At 39.8% G+C, this 19171-nt stretch carries 13 protein-coding genes; 11 read left to right on the forward strand and 2 right to left on the reverse strand.

What is annotated here, in order from left to right:
- Positions 1-229 precede the first annotated feature (229 nt).
- From HMPREF9078_RS04940 to dld, 11 genes are all read left to right on the forward strand, one after another.
- Positions 230-511 carry a hypothetical protein gene (locus HMPREF9078_RS04940; RefSeq protein WP_009419647.1) on the forward strand — a complete coding sequence of 94 codons (282 nt, stop codon included), beginning with the start codon at positions 230-232 and terminating at the stop codon, positions 509-511.
- 100 nt (positions 512-611) lie between these two features.
- Positions 612-2954 (forward strand): TonB-dependent receptor plug domain-containing protein, encoded by a 2343-nt coding sequence (locus HMPREF9078_RS04945; RefSeq protein WP_009419648.1) that lies wholly within the window; start codon positions 612-614, stop codon positions 2952-2954.
- 11 nt (positions 2955-2965) lie between these two features.
- Complete coding sequence (locus tag HMPREF9078_RS04950; protein ID WP_009419649.1) at positions 2966-3706, forward strand: hypothetical protein; 741 nt, start codon at positions 2966-2968, stop codon at positions 3704-3706.
- A 26-nt stretch (positions 3707-3732) separates the two neighbouring features.
- Positions 3733-4650: a hypothetical protein gene (locus tag HMPREF9078_RS04955; protein WP_009419650.1), complete on the forward strand. Its 918-nt coding sequence runs from the start codon at positions 3733-3735 to the stop codon at positions 4648-4650.
- 468 nt (positions 4651-5118) lie between these two features.
- On the forward strand, positions 5119-6744 hold the full coding sequence (pruA, locus tag HMPREF9078_RS04960) for an L-glutamate gamma-semialdehyde dehydrogenase (RefSeq protein WP_009419651.1): 1626 nt from the start codon (positions 5119-5121) through the stop codon (positions 6742-6744).
- Positions 6745-6926: 182 nt separating this feature from the next.
- Positions 6927-8606, forward strand: a complete 1680-nt coding sequence (locus HMPREF9078_RS04965; protein ID WP_009419652.1) for a putative transporter — start codon at positions 6927-6929, stop codon at positions 8604-8606.
- A gap of 47 nt (positions 8607-8653) precedes the next feature.
- Positions 8654-8806, forward strand: coding sequence for a hypothetical protein (locus tag HMPREF9078_RS11970; RefSeq protein WP_009419653.1), 153 nt, complete (start codon positions 8654-8656; stop codon positions 8804-8806).
- Between the two features lie 11 nt (positions 8807-8817).
- Positions 8818-9588 (forward strand): ParA family protein, encoded by a 771-nt coding sequence (locus tag HMPREF9078_RS04975; protein WP_002671062.1) that lies wholly within the window; start codon positions 8818-8820, stop codon positions 9586-9588.
- On the forward strand, positions 9588-10520 hold the full coding sequence (locus tag HMPREF9078_RS04980) for a ParB/RepB/Spo0J family partition protein (RefSeq protein ID WP_009417469.1): 933 nt from the start codon (positions 9588-9590) through the stop codon (positions 10518-10520). The genes HMPREF9078_RS04975 and HMPREF9078_RS04980 overlap by 1 nt, the downstream gene beginning before the upstream one ends.
- Positions 10513-11133 carry a DUF5683 domain-containing protein gene (locus HMPREF9078_RS04985; protein ID WP_009411757.1) on the forward strand — a complete coding sequence of 207 codons (621 nt, stop codon included), beginning with the start codon at positions 10513-10515 and terminating at the stop codon, positions 11131-11133. Before HMPREF9078_RS04980 ends, HMPREF9078_RS04985 begins: the two co-directional genes overlap by 8 nt.
- Positions 11133-12824 carry a D-lactate dehydrogenase gene (gene dld, locus HMPREF9078_RS04990; protein ID WP_009419654.1) on the forward strand — a complete coding sequence of 564 codons (1692 nt, stop codon included), beginning with the start codon at positions 11133-11135 and terminating at the stop codon, positions 12822-12824. Before HMPREF9078_RS04985 ends, dld begins: the two co-directional genes overlap by 1 nt.
- Positions 12825-12900: 76 nt before the next feature.
- On the opposite strand, the gene HMPREF9078_RS04995 is transcribed toward dld, so the two are convergent.
- Both HMPREF9078_RS04995 and HMPREF9078_RS05000 read right to left on the reverse strand, forming a co-directional pair.
- The gene (locus HMPREF9078_RS04995) at positions 12901-16791 is read right to left on the reverse strand and encodes a response regulator (protein WP_009419655.1); all 3891 of its coding nucleotides are present in this window, start codon (positions 16789-16791) and stop codon (positions 12901-12903) included.
- Positions 16792-16795: 4 nt separating this feature from the next.
- Complete coding sequence (locus HMPREF9078_RS05000; RefSeq protein WP_009419656.1) at positions 16796-18844, reverse strand: HD family phosphohydrolase; 2049 nt, start codon at positions 18842-18844, stop codon at positions 16796-16798.
- Between the last annotated feature and the right edge of the window lie 327 nt (positions 18845-19171).

The raw sequence follows: 19171 nt of genomic DNA on the forward strand, positions 1-19171 counted from the left end.
TTCATCAAAAACCCTCCCTCTCCTCTTCCGAACTTCTCCGATATCTTCCGAATACTCCTATACGTCATTTTTGCGATATACACTTTGGCATTATTGGCATTTCTGGTATTATCAGTATTATTGACATTTTTTTTTGCAATTCATAATTATTTTGTAATTTTGCATCTTGAAAACTATGAAAAGACAATCGTTACACACGCGCATCTTCGCCTTTCTGCTACTGTTTTGTATGCTGAAAGTAGCTTTTCCGGTGGGTGAATTCTTTCATAATCACCACACTCAGGAAGAGTTATGCGCCATAGCTACCGGCGATAAGTGTCATCACAACGCTCACCTTTCAGCGGTAGACGCTCATCACGATTGTATTTTTGTACAACTGCATCAATTCTTTGCTCCTTCATTTTTTATCTATCAATTCTTAGAGCAAAGTGCAACAGCAGTATTCTTCTTTATCGAAAAAGGCTTTACTCAAAACGCCTTTACTATCTTTTCAAGAGGTCCTCCGATGTAATTAGCTGATGAGTTAATTAGTAAATTAGCAAGAGAGGAGTCATTCCTCTTCTTACCCAGCTTGCTAATTTTCAAATTCCAAAAATTTTCAAATTGATTTTATGCAAAAGATATTCAGTCTTCTGCTACTCAGTTGTGCATTCTCGCTATATGCGCAAGAAACCTTGCAACTGCAAATAGAAGACACTCAAAAACTACCCTTAGGCAATGCGGTAGTGCATTTCGTTGGAAAGCACTTTATAAGCGATGCCGATGGGAAGGTAACGATAAAAAAACTCAGCAAGGGCTCTTACCCTATCAAAGTAACCTATTTAGGCTATCACGATTACGAAAGTACTGTCATCATTCCACACTCACAACCTCTTGTGATTGTAATGAAAGAAGCAGTGAGCGTACTCGAAGGGACCACCGTATCAGGGCATACAACTCAGCAGTATGTGAGAGGCTTAACTCCATCTATCATATCCATTTCGCTCAAAAGAAATAGCTTGATAGACAAACAAGGCGACGATTTAGCCAAAGTGCTCACCTCTATATCGGGAGTATCAATGATACAAACAGGCGCAACTATTGCCAAACCGGTAATTCACGGCTTGCACAGCAATCGTATCTTGATACTCAACAACGAAGTGCGCCAAGAAGGACAACAATGGGGTGCCGACCACGCTCCCGAAATCGACCCTTTGGTAGCCGACCAAATAACGGTGGTAAAAGGTGCTGAATCGGTGCGTTATGGCTCTGATGCCTTAGGTGGAGTGATTCTCATAGAACAAAAAAAACTCCCTTATAGCGACGGTCTGCACGCCAACTTAGCTTCTTCGTTTGGCTCTAACGGACGCAAATTGAGTACTACGTTAAAAGTCGAAAGTTCAGTCCCCGAGTTACCTTCTTGGGCGTGGCGTGTACAAGGAACTTTAAAACGTTCAGGCGACATCAGTACAGCTAATTACCTACTGAATAACACTGCTGCTCGTGAAGCCAATTTCTCAGTAGCGACAGGCGTTCAGAAGGAAAAAGGTACTGCTGAAATATTTTACAGTAGGTATGAGAACGAAAGCAGTGTATTCTACGGTTCGCATATTGGGAATTTAGACGATTTGCTCGCTCGGTTCGAAATTGGAAGACCGCTTACCACTTATCCGTTTTCGTATAGCATCAATGCACCCAAGCAAAAAGTAGTGCACCACCTGTTAAAAGGTAAAGCGTTCTATTTCTTGCCCTTCGGAGGAAAACTCACCGCACAATACGCTTTTCAGAAAGATATTCGTCAGGAGTTCAGTGTTCGCCGAATGGACAGAACCCGCATCCCAGCCTTAAATATGGAGCTCACTACGCACGCACTCGATGTGTATTGGGAAAACGCTTACAGCAAATGGAAGAGTACCATAGGGGGTAGTTTCAACAAGCAGGACAACTACAACCAACCCGGTACGGGGGTAGTACCTGTAATCCCTAACTATGCCTCGCTTAGTTATGGAGCTTTTGCAATACAACGTTTTCAGCGAGATGCTTGGTTATTAGAAGCAGGTGTGCGTTACGACTATAAGTACCTCAATGCCGATGGTTACGATATGTACTCACAGCGTTACGGAGGCGAACACAACTTCCATAATTTCACCTATACCTTAGGAGGAACAATGCCTCTCTCGCGAGTTTCACAACTGAAATCTAACATAGGCGTGGCGTGGCGTGCTCCTCAGGTGAACGAACTGTACAGTAGCGGACTTCATCACGGCGCAGGCACTTATGATTTAGGTGACGATAAGCTCGAATCAGAAACAGGAGTGAAGTGGGTTACCTCTCTTTTGCTAAACAATGAGAATAAACGTTGGAATGTAAATCTCGACCTTTATATCCAATATATTAAGAATTACATTTACGATTATCCTACCGGCGAAGTGCAAACCCTCTTTTCAGGCGTGTATCCTATCTTTCAGTACACCCAAGCCAATGCATTTTTTAGAGGCGCTGACCTCGATGCTACTGTTCGTTTGTTAAACAAAAACAGAGTAGCACAAGTAGGCAATCCTACAAGTTTAGACTACCATTTGAAAGCCTCAGTAGTATGGGCTAACGAAGTGAAGACGGGACGTTACTTTCCGTTTATCCCTGCTCCTCGTTTGAGTCAGTCGCTAGAATATAACAAAACGCACCGCAACAGTTTATTGAGCCGTATGAGTGCTAGCATAGGGCATACTTTTGTAGCCAAGCAAACACGCTTTGAGCCCTCACAAGAGTTAGTGCCTACTACACCCGATGCTTATCACCTTTTCGAGGCGAGCATAGGAGGTACTTTGGATATAGGCAAACGCCAAACCTTGGACATAAGGTTATCCGCCGAAAACCTTTTTAACACCGAATATAAGGAATACACCAATCGTTTTAGGTATTATGCCCACGATTTGGGTAGGAATGTATATTTAAGAATAAATTACAATTTTTAAACACTATTAAAATGAAAAAGATATCTTATTATTTAAAAGCTATTAGTCTAATAGCATTAGTATGTTTTACAATGGGCAGTTGTAGTAAAGACAACACTAAACCCACTCCTCCAACCGATGAAACCAAAGACAGAGGGCACGATATGCCCGACAAAGTGCAGTTTATCATTACCAATTTAGGAACTAACGAGGTGCAAGAGCGTACCGCCAACAAATCAGCTAAAGGAATAGTGTATGACATCACCGAGCCTATAAAATGGCAAGTGGGACACGAATACCGTTTCGAGATTGTCTATTACAACAATGGAGCTCGTATGAACCACGAGTTTGTAAGTGCCAAAATGGCTCCTATTCATCAGCACTTCTTTCAGTTATTTCAAGGAGAGTATCCTAAAGATGAAACGGGAAGAACCGCTATGGTAACGGCTATGAACAAAGCGGTAAGCTATGTATATCAGGATACCGACCCCGAAAATGGTACTTACGGCACACAAGGGGTGAAATTGCGCTTGCGCACTTGGGATAAAACCAACCCTAAGCAACGCGACCCTATTGGACTAAAAGGCGTCTTTCACATTAAAGACGAGGCTACCGCAGGTGATTACAAGTTGCGCATCAAGTTAGCACACTTTCTTATTGCTAATAAGCTCAACCCTAAAACTCAAGAAGAGCGTCCATACAACGTAGTGGAGTATTCTGAAGCCTTCACTTTAGATTCTGATATGACACTACCTATTCAAATCATTCCTTAAATTTAACCTTTTAATATTAAAAAACGATGAAAAATATATACGACTTTTTAAAAATCACATCGCTATCAGTATTTGTTACTTTTATTTCTTTTTCTTGTAACAAAGATGATGAAAAAGTAACGCCTCCCGCTACACAAACTTCCACTACCACTGAAACTACTACCTCTACTACTGAAGCGTTTGTAGCTACATGGAGTAAATTAGAAGTGCGCTTTACCAAAGGGCACTCTCACGGCTATTTTCACGGAGACCCCGATTACCCTGTGAAATATCTCAAAACAGTACAACATTTCTATTTTGAGAATAAAAATGGAGTTATTACTCCTGCTACCGATAACCCTACAGCAATTCGTTGGAAAGGAACTAATGACCAAGCTGGAATATCACTCTCAGGGGTCGAACTTATTTTCTATGATAAAAATGGCAAACGTGTAAATTCGCTATTGAGTACAGGTGAGGCTCCCAATCACTATCAATTCTTCTTTATTGCCAATAATTTCAAAGCAGTAGCCAGCAATACTACAGTGCCTACCCAAGCAGAAGCCTTGCGATACAAATATCGTGATACTAATCCTGAAGAGTTGTACATCAAAGGCGGTGGTTTTGATAAAAACCCTAATGCCCCTAAAGGGGAGCTTAGAAAAGAACAGATAGGGTTAAAAGGTTTCTTTGAAATCAAAAGATCCTACGTAAACTTTGACTTGCAAATTGTATTAGGCTATTTCGCTACCAAACCTACTGACTTAGCTTATAACACAATGCCTACCAACAAAATAATGGAGGTAAAAATACCTATACATATCTACACCGATCTTTTAGCAGAAGACAAGCTAGTAGAAGACGCCGTACGCGAGTTTGGTGTTACGAGAGAGGAAATTATCAAAGACCAAGATGACATTATAGCTTCAGACCTAGGCGGTGAAAGCAGTGGTACCTTTTTATAATTTTGTGCATATCACTTAGCAATAATAAAAGAGACTGTTCCTTAAAAAAGAACAGTCTCTTTTTTAAACAATAAGTAAAGCTAATAAAACCAGTTTATACTCGTTTTACTCCTATTACCCTCCGTTCATTCTATATCTGTCCGTGTGTTTTGCACCGTTCATTGTTCGTCTTTTGTTCGTCTTAGCTTTGCTCTTTCTTCAAATAAACATTGATATTCAGATACATTTTCCTCCTCAAAATATTTTTCTCTCTTTACTTTTCTTAAAAATATCTCAACTTGCTCACAGCATAAAAAGTTATCAAACGAGTTAAAACAATTGTACGAAGTTATAACACACCTTTTACTCTCTACCTTTTATCTTTCACCCAAATTGAGAAATTATCTCATCAAAATTTGCACATTCAAATAATTGTTGTAATTTAGCCGAAATTTTCGAATTGTATCAACAACTAAAAACAACTATACTATGGGAAAAGGATTTTTTAAGGTTCCTAAAGCTACCAACGAACCCGTAAAAAGTTATGCGCCAGGAAGTACTGAGCGTGAGTCTGTACTACAAGCCTATAAAGAATTGTGGAATACCAAAGTAGATGCTCCTCTCTATATTGGAGGTGAAGCCGTACGTACAGGTCAGACAGGTGAAATGCATTCCCCTCACGACCATAAGCACTCATTAGGTGTTTACCACAAAGCGAGCAAAGAACACGTGCAAAAAGCCATTGAAGCAGCGCTAAAGGCGCGTACTCAGTGGGCTAACCTTGCGTGGGAAGAACGCGCTGCTATCTTTTTAAAAGCTGCCGACCTCATTGCAGGTCCTTATCGTGCTAAAATGAACGCTGCTACTATGATAGCACAGTCTAAAACCGTACACCAAGCCGAAATAGATTCTGCTTGCGAGCTTATCGACTTCTTGCGCTTCAATGTGCAATTTATGGCTAATATTTATAACGACCAACCTAACTCTTCCGAAGGCGTATGGAATCGTGTAGAATACCGTCCGTTGGAAGGTTTTGTATATGCTGTAACGCCTTTTAACTTCACAGCTATCTCAGGCAATCTCCCTACCAGTGCTGCCCTTATGGGAAATGTAGTCATTTGGAAGCCAAGTACTTCACAAATATTTTCCGCTGAAATGATAGTAGAAGTCCTCAGAAAAGCAGGTTTACCCGATGGCGTTATCAACGTATTGCACGGCGATGCAGCTATGATTACCGATACTGTTTTAGCAAGCCCTCATTTTGCAGGTATTCATTTTACAGGCTCTACCGAAGTATTCCAAGATATTTGGAAAAAGATAGGTAACAATATTCACCTCTATCGCTCTTATCCTAAAATTGTAGGTGAAACAGGTGGTAAAGACTTTATCATCGCTCACCCAAGTGCTTGCCCCAAACAAGTAGCTACGGCTATTACTCGTGGAGCTTTTGAATATCAAGGACAAAAATGTAGTGCTGCTTCTCGCGTGTACTTACCTAAATCGAAGGCTGACGAAACGCTGAAATTGGTAAAAAAAGATGTCTTATCTTTCAAAATGGGTTCTCCTGAAAACTTTGAGAACTTCATCACTGCGGTAATTCACGAACATTCCTTCGATAAATTAGCTAAATATATAGACCAAGCTAAAAAAGACAAAGATGCCGAGATATTTGTAGGTGGTGGATATGATAAAAGCAAAGGATACTTTATAGAACCTACTGTGATTGTTACCACCAATCCACATTACACCACTATGGAAACCGAACTTTTCGGACCTATAGTAACTGTGTATGTATATGATGACTCTAAATGGGAAGAAACCTTGAAACTCGTTGATGAAACTTCAGTTTATGCACTCACAGGAGCTGTATTTGGTACTTGTCGTTATGCGTTAGACGAAGCAGTAAAAGTACTCGAAAACGCAGCGGGTAATTTCTATATCAACGATAAACCTACAGGAGCCGTAGTGGGGCAACAACCTTTCGGTGGTGCACGCGCCTCAGGTACTAACGACAAAGCTGGGTCTGCCCAAAACCTATTGCGTTGGGTATCGCCACGCCTTATCAAAGAAACTTTTGTACCACCAGTAGACTATCGTTATCCATTCTTAGGATAATAAATAAAATTTTAACTTTGCCAAAGTTTTCTGCCCGTGTAGCTCGCTCCTTTGGCAAAGTTTCTCTTAAATCTATATAAAAACAGTTCCCTTACAAACACTTGTATTTGTGGATTGTCCCTCTTCGGAGGTCGGGGGCTTAATTAATCATTAAACACTAAACATTAATCATTAGACATTAAATGGAATGGCTTTGGAACTTGATGACTAACCACGAGAGTGTGGCTTACACTGTGATAGTGTATAGCGTGGTCATCGCAGTAGGAGTTGCTTTAGGAAAAATTAAAATATTTGGCATCTCATTTGGTATTGCTTGGGTACTTTTCGCAGGTATCGCTATGGCCGAATTAGGATTCACTGTAAACCCCCATATTCAACATTTTGTAAAAGAGTTCGGATTGATTCTGTTCGTCTACACTATCGGACTACAAGTAGGCCCTGGCTTTTTTGCCTCCTTCCAAAAAGAAGGCATCAAATTCAATCTCTTGGCAGTGCTCTCTATTGTGAGTTGTGTACTTACTGTAATTGCTATCCACTACATCACCCAAACCGATATGGGTACTTTGGTAGGTATAATGTCAGGTGCCGTAACCAATACCCCAGGGTTAGGAGCCGCTCAAGCTACTTTAGAAGATGTATTTAAAGGCGACCCAACTACAATGCCGAACCTCTCGACCGCCTATGCTGTTGCTTATCCTTTTGGGGTGTTAGGGATTATCTTGGTAATGTTAGGACTCAAAGCCTTCTTAAAAGTGAATTTAGATGTCGAAAAGCGTTTAAATTCTGTACGTCACTCTAAAGACCAAGTAGTGATCAATCGATTCGCGATAAAAGTAAGCAATCCTGCCCTCTTTGGTAAAAAATTGAGCGTTATCAAACAAACTCTTGATTTCGACTTTACCATCTCACGTATGTGTAGAAAAGGAGAGATTATATTAGCTAGTGCCGACACACTGATAGAAGAAGGCGACATCGTACTGATAGTAGCTAACCAAAAAGAAAATGAGAAGTTTTTGACCCTAATAGGTGACAGCGTTTCCATTTTGGATTATTTTCCTGATGTAAAAGATATGCGCTATACTTCACGCCGTATCAACGTTACCCAACGTGCTATTTTTACCAAAACTCTTGCAGAGCTCGATGTTCGCAAACGTTTTGGAGTAACTATCACTCGTGTATATCGTGCAGGTATTGAGTTCGTGCCTGCTGCCGATACAAAATTACAGTTTGGTGATACCATTACTGTAATAGGCGATGAATCGCACATACAACTTGTAAGCAAAGAGTTCGGTAATTCTAAACGACGTATGCAAACCCCTCACATAGCCGAGCTCTTTATGGGGATTACTCTTGGTGTATTATTAGGAAGCATTCCGTTTGCTATCCCTGGCATACCTGTACCTGTAAAATTAGGGTTAGCAGGAGGCCCTCTGATTGTTGCCATTCTCATCAGCCGTTATGGCGGTAAATTCTCAGTAACTCACTACGTATCGCAAAGTGCCAACCTGATGGTACGAGAGATAGGTATTGTGCTCTTCCTTGCTAGTGTGGGCTTAGACGCAGGAGCTACTTTTATAGAAACTATTTTGCACGGACAAGGCTTGTACTGGATGTGTTTAGGAGCACTCATTACTCTTATACCACTTATTATTACCTCTTTAGTAGCTCGTTTTAGAGGAAAATTAGATTATTTGGGTATCTGCGGATTACTCTCTGGAGCTTCAACCGACCCGCCAGCTTTGGCTTTCGCTAATGATATGTCGAACTCCGAAATTCCCGCACTCACTTATGCAAGTGTATATCCGCTTACTACATTCTTGCGAATAATGGTAGCACAATTATTGATTGTATTTTTTGTGTGACGTTTCAAAAAAAGTTGTACTTTTGCCCTCTGAAAGAATAAAATATTATGTTTGAAAATATGATAGATATGGTGGACAAACTCCAAGAAATCAAGGACTTTTGGATAGTTACCTTAAACAAATCCATTAAGAGTGCTACCGATAAAAATGAAGCTACCTTGGCTGAAGTAGCCAAACAAGAGCTTCCGTTTAACTTTTAAAATATAAATCTATGGGTAAAATAATAGCTATTGCAAACCAAAAAGGAGGAGTAGGTAAAACCACTACTTCCGTGAACTTAGCCGCCGCATTGGGCGTATTGGAGAAAAAAGTATTACTTATCGATGCCGACCCGCAGGCAAATGCTACTTCTGGCATAGGTATTGATGTAGATTCTATTGAGCACGGTACTTACGAGCTTTTGGAACACACTATGGAGGCTAAAGATATGATTGTTCACACCAGCTCTCCTAATCTCGACCTTATTGCTGCTCACATCAACTTAGTGGCTATTGAGATTGAGCTCGTAGACAAAGAACAACGAGAATATATGCTCAAAAAAGCCTTAGAGCCTATCAAAGACCAATACGATTACATTTTGATAGACTGTGCCCCCTCGTTGGGACTTATCACCCTGAATGCTCTTACAGCAGCTAACTCGGTGATTATACCTATCCAGTGTGAGTATTTCGCTTTGGAAGGGTTGGGTAAACTTCTCAATACTATTAAAAGTGTACAAAAAACCTTCAATCCCAATTTGGATATCGAAGGCTTATTACTCACTATGTACGATGCGCGCTTACGTTTGTCTAACCAAGTAGTAGAAGAGGTACAAAAACACTTCAGCGATATGGTATTCAAAACCATTATCCAGCGTAATGTACGCCTTAGTGAAGCACCTAGTTTTGGTGAAACCATCATCAACTACGATGCTACCAGCAAAGGAGCTACCAATCACATCAACTTAGCTCAAGAAATTATAGATAAAAACAAAACTGTATAATGACAAAACCTGCTAAAAAACCTGCCTTGGGGAGAGGTATTTCAGCTATTTTTGGCAATAGTCCCGAAGTGGCTATTAATTCTATCAAAGATAAAAATGCCGATAAGATTGTAGGAAATATCATAGAACTTGAACTCGACCTAATAGAAACGAACCCTTTTCAGCCTCGTACTTCTTTTAATGAAGAAGAGCTACAAGGGCTTGCTTCCTCTATTGAGGAATTAGGGGTAGTGCAACCTATCACTGTACGCAAACTCGACGGAGAAAACAAATATCAGCTCATTTCGGGCGAACGCCGTTTCAGAGCTTCTAAATTAGCTGGACTGAAAACCATTCCTGCCTATATTCGCATTGCCGATGACAACGAGTCACTCACAATGGCTTTGGTAGAGAACATCCAGCGCCAAGATTTAGACCCCATAGAGATTGCTCTTTCTTACCAACAGCTCATCGAGCAGGTGAATCTCACTCAAGACCAAATGAGCAAACGTGTGGGCAAGAAACGTTCTACCATTACAAACTATTTGCGTTTGCTCAAGCTCGCTCCTATCATTCAAACAGGCATACGCGACGGATTCATTTCTATGGGGCACGGTCGTGCAATAATCGCCATAGAAAACCCTGAACAACAAGCAGAAGTATACCAGCGTATCATTTCCGATAACCTATCAGTGCGTGATACCGAAGAGTTAGTGCGCCGCTTGCAAAACTCCGAAACTCCTAATGTGGTAAGTATTCAAATCCCTAAAAGCAATAGTAAAACTGAAGTACCTACTTATATCAAAGAAAATATGAGTAGTTTTAATCATTTTTTTGGTACTAAAGTTACTGTAAAGATGAGTAAGAACGGCAAAGGTAGCCTTACCATTCCTTTTAGTTCAGAGGAAGATTTCAAACGTATTCAAAGTTTATTACACAAAAAGGATGAGTAGAAAGATTGTTTTGATAATAGCCCTACTTATGGGAGTGGGTATTTCGTATGCACAAGACGATACAGAGGAAGTGGTAAAAACACCCTCAGACTCTGTGCAGATAGCTGTTATGCAAGACAATATGAAAAAAGTTCCTTGGAATACCGACCCTCTTTCGCCTGCTAAAGCTGCCTTCTATTCAGCGGTTATCCCAGGTTTAGGTCAGATATACAACAAGAGCTATTGGAAAGTACCTTTGGTGTATATTGCTATCGGTACCCCAATATACTTCTACATACAAAACTCTAAGGAATACGATCGTTACCTCACTGCCTACAAACGTCGTCAACAAGGATTTACCGATGATGAATTTTATGGCACTACCCCCAGTGGACAACCGCGTCTCAGTACCGATGGATTAAGACGAGGCATACAGTTCTATCGTCGTAATAAAGAGCTTTCTATTCTTATAGGGATAGGCTTATACGCCCTGAATATCATCGAGGCGAATGTCGATGCACATCTCAAACAATTCAATGTAGATGAACGCCTCACAGTAGAGCCTTTCATTCAACACGATTTCCTCACACAGCCCCAATTTGGCTTGACACTCAACTATAAATCCAAGAAATAATGACTACACAAAATCTATTAGAAACCTTGCGCCACATTGTTGGTGCAAAGTACGTTATTACCGACCCTTCAAAAACTGAACGTTACCGCACTGGGTATCGTTTTGGTACCGGAAATGCAATTGCCGTGGTGCGTCCCGCTACTTTGTGGGAACAATGGCAAGTACTGGAAGCTTGTGTAGCAGCTGATGTGATTATAATTTCACAAGCTGCCAATACAGGTATCACGGGAGGATCTAATCCTTTTGGTAACGATTACGACCGCGATGTAGTAATCATCAACACGATGCGTAATGACAACATCCAGCTTATACTTGATGCTAAGCAAGCTATATGTCTTACAGGAGCAACACTCAACCACTTGGAACAAGAGTTAAAACCCCATAATCGCGAACCTCATTCAGTAATAGGCTCCTCTTGCATTGGGGCTTCAGTTATTGGAGGCGTGTGCAACAATTCTGGCGGTTCTTTAGTACAACGTGGTCCTGCTTATACTGAAATGGCTCTTTATGCCCAACGCAATGCCAACGGTAAATTAGAACTTATTAATCACTTAGGTATTGATTTAGGAAGTACTCCTAAGGAAATACTTACCAATCTGCAAGAGGGTAGATACCAAGCAAAGGATATTCACACTTCTGATAAGAAAGGACACGATCACGACTATTGTAACCACGTACGTGAGATTAATGCCAATACGCCTGCTCGCTTCAATGCCGACCCAGCTCGCTTATACGAAGCCTCAGGTAGTGCAGGTCGTTTAGGAGTTTTTGCCGTACGCGTGGATACTTTCCCTGCCGAGAAAAAAACAGCTGTATTCTATATAGGTACTAACAACACAGCGGTACTTACCAAATTGCGCCGTGATATGCTCGGTACTTTCGAAGAAATTCCTATCTCTGGCGAGTATATTCACCGTACCGCCTTTGATATCGCTGCTAAATACGGTAAAGATACTTTTTGGTATATCAAAAATGTAGGTACTGAATACTTACCCAAGCTCTTTTCTCTCAAAGCGTGGGGCGACCGCGTAGCCAAAAAACTACCTTTTATGCCCAACCATTTCAGTGAAAAATTCTTGCAATTCACCTCTAAACTAATGCCTCAACACCTCCCTAAAATATTGTGGGATTACCGCAACCAATACGAGCACCATCTCATTTTAAAAATGGGAGGCAAAGGGGTAGACGAAGCTAGAGCTTATTTGCAAAAAGAATTTTCCGATAGCACTAAAGGAGCTTATATAGAGTGTGATGCCAAACTTGCACAAGCAGCAATGCTCTTGCGCTTTGCAGTGGCTTCAGCAGCTATTCGCTATCGTTCAGTACACGAGGACGAGGTAGAAGATATCGTCGCTTTAGACATCGCTTTGCGTCGCAATGATGAAGATTGGTTTGAAAAGCTTCCTCCTGAACTCGACGCTAAGATACTTTACAAATTGTACTATGGTCACTTTATGTGCCACGTATTTCATCAAGATTACGTGATTAAGAAAGGTTACAACTGTGAGGAAATAGAAGAAGAGATGCTCAAAATATTAGACACTCGTGGCGCACAATATCCTGCAGAACACAATGTAGGGCATTTATATCACGCTAACGACGACCTTAAGAACTTTTACAACTCTCTTGACCCTACCAATAGCTTTAACCCAGGTATTGGTAAGACCTCTAAGAAAAAAGATTGGAAATAGAAACTCATAGTATTACATATTTAGAGAGGCTATCTCAAAAAGTTTTGAGATAGCCTCTCTTTTTTGTTTTTCTTTATCACTTCATACCTTCTCTATAATCACGTGGCGTTATTTTAGTAGCTTGTTTAAAAACTGTACTAAAATACTTAGAAGAGTTAAATCCTACTTCAAAAGCTATATCAGTAACTGATTTTTCTGTTTGTTTTAAGAGCTGGCAAGCTACTTCTATACGATACTTATTGATATATTCACTGATACCAATGCCTGTAATTTGTTTCATTTTATTATACACCGAAGCACGACTCATTGCCATTGCTTCTGAAATCATTGTTACATCTAAGTCGATATTATTGTAGTGCTTTTTGATGATTTCATTAAGTTTTATCATAAACACTTCGTCAGCATTGCTGATAGTAGTAAGTGCAGGTGAAGGAATCAATAATTCTTTTTCATAACGTTGCTTGATGAGCTCTTTTTGTTTGAGCAAATTACCTATTACTGAAAGCAAAAGGTCTATATCAAAAGGTTTAGAGAGATAAGCATCGGCACCTAATTTATAGCCTATTTTTTGACTTTCGGTATCACTTTTAGCAGTGAGTAATATTACGGGAATATGACTGATTTGCAAATGCTCTTTCACCTCTTTACACAACTGATAACCATTCATTACAGGCATCATCACATCGCTGATGATAATATCGGGCTGATGCGTTTTTAATAACAACAAAGCTTCCTCACCATTTACTGCTTTTAAAACGCTTTTAAACAACGGACGAAGTTCATCATAAAGATAGTTTAAAAAATCAGGATTATCATCTACTAAGAGTACAGAATACATAGAGGTATCCATAGTTACTGCTATCTTCTCTGGGGCTTCAGTTTGTTCTTCTTCACCTTCAAACTTGTGAAGGACGCCCTCAGTGCTATGAGAGTAAGGTAATTCTACATAAAAAACCGTTTGCTCTTCTTCATCTTGATAAGCCCCAATAGTACCGAGATGTTTCTCTACTAATTCTTTACAATAAGCCAACCCTATACCACTACCTCGCTGGTTGTGTTTTCCTTGTTCAAAGCGAGTAAAGAGCTTATCCATATCAATATTATGCAATCCTATACCGGTATTTTCTACTTGAAAACGCACTTTTTGTTCGTTATAACTACTGCGAATGTGTATAGTAGAATACTCATTACTAAACTTTACTGCATTCATTAGTAGGTTAGAAAGGACTACCCTTATTTTGGCACTATCTAACTCTACAGGGGGAAGATTTTTATCAAGGTGTAGTTCTAAACTTATGTGCTTTGTTTCAAATTCTTGTTCAAAATCTTTAGCACTATCGGTGATAAGGTGATTCAAATCAGTATAGGCTTTGGTGAGTGTATTTTCTAACGAAGTATTACGGTTGTAGTCTAATACCCAATTGATGATATTCTTCATAGTAGTAGCTTGACGGAAAGCACTCTCTAACTGGGTTTTCTGTGAACGCGTGAGTTTACCACTCTCGGTATGATTCAGCAGACGCTTTAACGGTGCATAAATGAGGGTAAGAGGCGTGCGCAATTCGTGACTTACATTGGTGAGGAATTGTATTTTATCTTCATTGAGTTCCTGCTGATGCAAAGCTATTTGCCATTTGAGTTGTTGCTTTTTACGACGCAGATAACCCCACATTACACCTGCAATAATAGCCAACAAAAGTAAAGAAACTCCTACCAAAAAAGAAGTGCGCTGATACCACACAGGAAGCACTTCGAAGCTGAGCAATGGGGTATCTTTCGTCCAATAGCCATTTTTAGTCATACAAGCGACTTCTACTTGATATTTCCCTACTGAAAGCAAAGAGATATCTAAACTATTGTCATAAGTTTCAATCACCGAAGTTTGGGCGTTATTTTTAATCTTAAAACGGAAGAGTATGCGCCTAAACATATCTTTTTCATTCAATCCTACATTTAGTTTTAAGGTTTTGAAATAAGGGGGTACCTCTTTAGGAAAGTTTTCAGCGGTGTATATTTTGCCGTTCAATTCTATATTTTGCAAAAAGAGTAAAGGAGTACTACTCTCTTCGGTGTGAATATTCTTATTTATCTTCACAAAACCACCCACTCCTCCCATATAGATGTAAGGGGAAGGCAACAACTGTACATAGCCTGTAAGCACATCGTTGTGGAGAAAACCATCAGAATCGTCCCAAATCATTATCTTCTTATCGGGAATATGATAAGAAAACAGTACATTGGAAGCATTAATCCACAAACGCTGTTCAGTATCGAGTTGCATATAGCTAATTTGGTGGAACATATTGTCGGTTCCTACGGCACTAAGCTTCTTTTGTGGTATCGCATAGCTAAACAACCCATTGGAAGTAGCAATCCACAGGGTGTGATGAGCTTTATCATTGCATACTGCGCTAATAGTATACCCCTCATTAAGGGTTAGATAACGTGTTATCTTAGCTTCCGATAACTTCATTTGGTAGAGTACATTTCCTTTGGAGAGAAATAAAGCATCACCTTGTTGTGCTTTGAGTTGTAAGGCATTTTTAGGAGTAAGTCCTTCGGCAAAAGAAATTTTATTAAACTCTTTGTTTTGAAGATTATACAGATAGGTATTTTTAGCTGTAATGAGTATTTTATCCTTAGCAATGTGATATACAAAGGGAGTAAAGCCTGCGTGACACTCTTGCTGGTCAGTAGCTTCATCGATGAGCAAGAAAGGAGTGTAGGAACGACTCAGAATATTATATATGAAAAGACCTTTGCCATAGAGAGAGACTAACAACTCATTAGGTGAAAAGTAGGTTATAGAAGAGACCTTATCGTTATATGTATTGGTATGATGTACAAATTGTTCTGTTTTGGGGTTAAAAGCATTGATGCCTCCTCCATCGGTGCCTATCCATATGATGCCATTGGGAGCTTCGAATAAACTTATCACAGCGCGTTCACTTAACCCATTACTACTTCCTAACGCACTATCGGTATAAGTCTTAATATAGGTTTCTTTAAAGAGAAAAACGCCATCGCGCACTGTACCTGCCCAAAGGTTATGATTAGGATCTTCATAAAGCACTGTAATGGAATTGACCGGCAAGGAATGTATATTACCGGCACTATGCTGAATATTGTAAAAAGTGTTCTTCTCAGGACTAAAAACCGATACTCCTCCCCCATCGGTGGCTAACCATATATTGCCTTTATAAGGCTTGATATCTAAGATAATATCATTGGACAAAAGAGTATTGTGAGTATCGTAATGCGAGCGCAATTCACCGGCAAGGGTAGCACGAAAAAGCCCTTTTTGAAAAATAGAATAATACACTTCTTTGCGTTGTGCATCATAATACAAAGAACTCAGTGGGCTTGTATTTTCAATAAACAAACTCAACAGTTCTGAGGTAAGAGAATACTTATAAATACCATCGTTTTCAGTACCTACAAGAAAGGTTGTATTATCAACAGGGCATAGATAGGTAATGAGGCATTCTTTATCTTTTGTTTTAGGTTCTTTCCTCAAAGGCAAACGCCCTATATTTTTAGTTTTGTAGTTATACTGGTAGATAGCACTATATCCACCAAAGTAAACCCCTTGTTCAGTAGCACAAATAGAGAAGAGTTGTTGCTGGATTTTAGAGGTAAAAGTATCTTTATTTGGGTCGTATTGCCATACGCCTTTATCGGTTACAGCCCAAAGGTTATGCTGGGTATCTTCATAAAGATGATAGATGTAAGACTCAGTATACCTTTTGATATGATTACGGTCTACCCTATTGATACCCTGACGAGTACCTATCCACAAAATTCCCTTATGGTCACGTACAATAGCGGTAACGCCCGATTGAGAGAGACCGTGTTCAATGGAAATACGTTTAAAATAGTATTCCGTAGGGTTTTGCCCGTAGATTACCCACGTAAAAAAAAGTAAGATACAAGTGCCAAGCAGCGATGGTAGTTTTATTATCTTCATTGGCTTATTCAGGGTATTCGATGCGTACGTGATAGATATTGGTAAGTTTGCTTTTAAATATGCGTTTGATAGCTTCGATTTCTTTGAAAGATATATCGGAATTGGCAAACTGATTATCGTCTAATTGTTTTTTGATAATACGGTCTACAAACTCATTGAGAGCTTCAAAGGTAGGATTTTTGAGGCTCTTAGTAGCTGCTTCAACCGAATCAGCCATCATAAGAATAGCGGTTTCTTTGGAGAAAGGAATAGGACCTGGATAACGGAAGTCTTCTTCTTTAGTACCTTCGGGATTTAAGTCTAAGGCTTTGCGATAGAAATAATAAGTAAGACTACGCCCGTGATGGGTTTTAATAAAATCGATAATGCGTTTGGGCAGTTTGTTTTTATGAGCGAGTTCTACTCCATCGGCTACGTGCTTGATAATCACCTTAGCGCTTTGTTCAGGAGTGAGCTGGTCGTGAGGGTTAAGGCTTGTTTTTTGGTTTTCGGTAAAGTAAATAGGGTTTTCCATCTTACCGATGTCGTGATAGAGGGCACCTACACGTACCAAGAGGGTATTAGCTCCAATCTCGGCAGCAGCAGCTTCGGCAAGATTAGCCACTTGCATAGAGTGCTGGAAGGTGCCTGGAGCTTTTTCGGAAAGCTGACGCAAGAGCTTGGTATTCGTATCGGAGAGTTCTAAGAGAGAGACATCGGAAACTAAGCCAAAAGTACGTTCGTAGATATACGTAAAGGGTTGCGAAAAGAGAATACCAATACCATTGAGGATAAAGAGAGTAAGTAGAGAGATATCGAGCCCTTTGAGTGTTCCTTCGGTAATGGTGTGGAAAGCAATATAAATAATTAAATAGGCAGCCGTGATGAGTCCCGCCGATACAAAATTGCTCAATCGGTAGTGCATTCCCCTAGGGGTGAGAATGATAGCCATAGCAGCCACAATCTGTATGAATACAAACTGGAAGCTATTGGGCACAATAAAGCCTGTGATGAGTATGGTGCTGATATACACAAAGAGGACGGTACGCAAATCGAAAAACGACTTGAGAATGAGCACCATCATTCCTACGGGGACAATATAGATATAATCGGGGAAATACCTTGAAATGAGCCCTACGAAAAGAATCATACTGAGCATATTGAGTAAAATAACACTCAATTTAAGGTTGCTTTTATATAATTTATTTTCGTATATTTTTAAGTATAACGCCATCAGTAGCAATACCATAGCTACTAACGTGTAATAACCTAAAAGCGACCAATTATAGTTGTTCTGACTCCACGTTTGGGTTTCGTACTCGTCTTTGAGCGACAGCAAGGTATTCAGTTTTTCGCCCTCTACCAATTCACCTTTGGCAATGATGAGTTTTCCTTTATTTACCCAACCGCGCGTATAGACTATCTCTTTAAGGTTTTGAGTAAGCGCTTTTTGAGTGAAATTTTGGTCGATTACGAGGTTAGGAGTAAGGATTTCAAAGAAAAGGTCGTAGTAATTTTTGTGATACTCATTATAAGGGGCGGTATCGAAATAGTTTTTAATAGCTGTTGCCAACTGTTGAAGATATAACACACGTTCGGCAGGTACTTCTACTATTTGATTGTTATGCTTGATAATGAAGATTTCAGAAGGGCTAAACGCAGGCTGATTGAGCATCACTCCATTGCGATAGCTTTCCGCTAAAAAAGCCTCAGCTTTTTTAAGCAAGAGTTCTCGTTTATCATCGGGTAGATGTTTGAAATAAGCGTACTTTTTCTGTTCAAACTTTTGCTTAGCACTCACAAAAGCGGTAGTATCTTGCTTGTAATACACCGTAGATTGGTTGGTTATTTGTTGTTTTTCGGCTTTTATTTGCTCTTCTGTTTTCTTTAAGGGAAAATCAAAAGGGGCATATAGGTTTTCGTGTTGCCAAAGCTCTCCTTTGCGAAATTCGTATTTAAATTTCGCTTTTTCGGGAAATACTTGCAAGATGAGTACTAAGGCTATAGCAAAGGCTAAAACCTTGAACACAAGTGATTTTTTAATAAATGCTTTGATATTTTTGAGCGTTATCATCGTTTTTCCTTTCTCAAATGTAGATGTAAATGCAATGCAAAGATAAGAAATAATTTTTTAATACCAAAAATGCCAATAATACCAGAAAATGAGGAAATGGGGAAATGAGAGAATTAGAAAATGAAGTGCGAGCTACAAGAAAAGCACCAGCGGAGGTATTGTCAGTTTATTCAACTTTGGCAAAGTTTAAAACTTTGCCAAAGTTTGAGATGAAAAAGTGATGTACTGGGACTGTTAGGAGAATTCAGAAAGAAACGAAGAAGTTCGGAAGAAGAGAGGGAGAGATTTTGGTAAAAAAAGGGTGTAAGATGGGTGGGGTTAGCTTAT

Source organism: Capnocytophaga sp. oral taxon 380 str. F0488, from assembly GCF_000318255.2.
Taxonomy (GTDB): Bacteria; Bacteroidota; Bacteroidia; order Flavobacteriales; family Flavobacteriaceae; genus Capnocytophaga; species Capnocytophaga ochracea.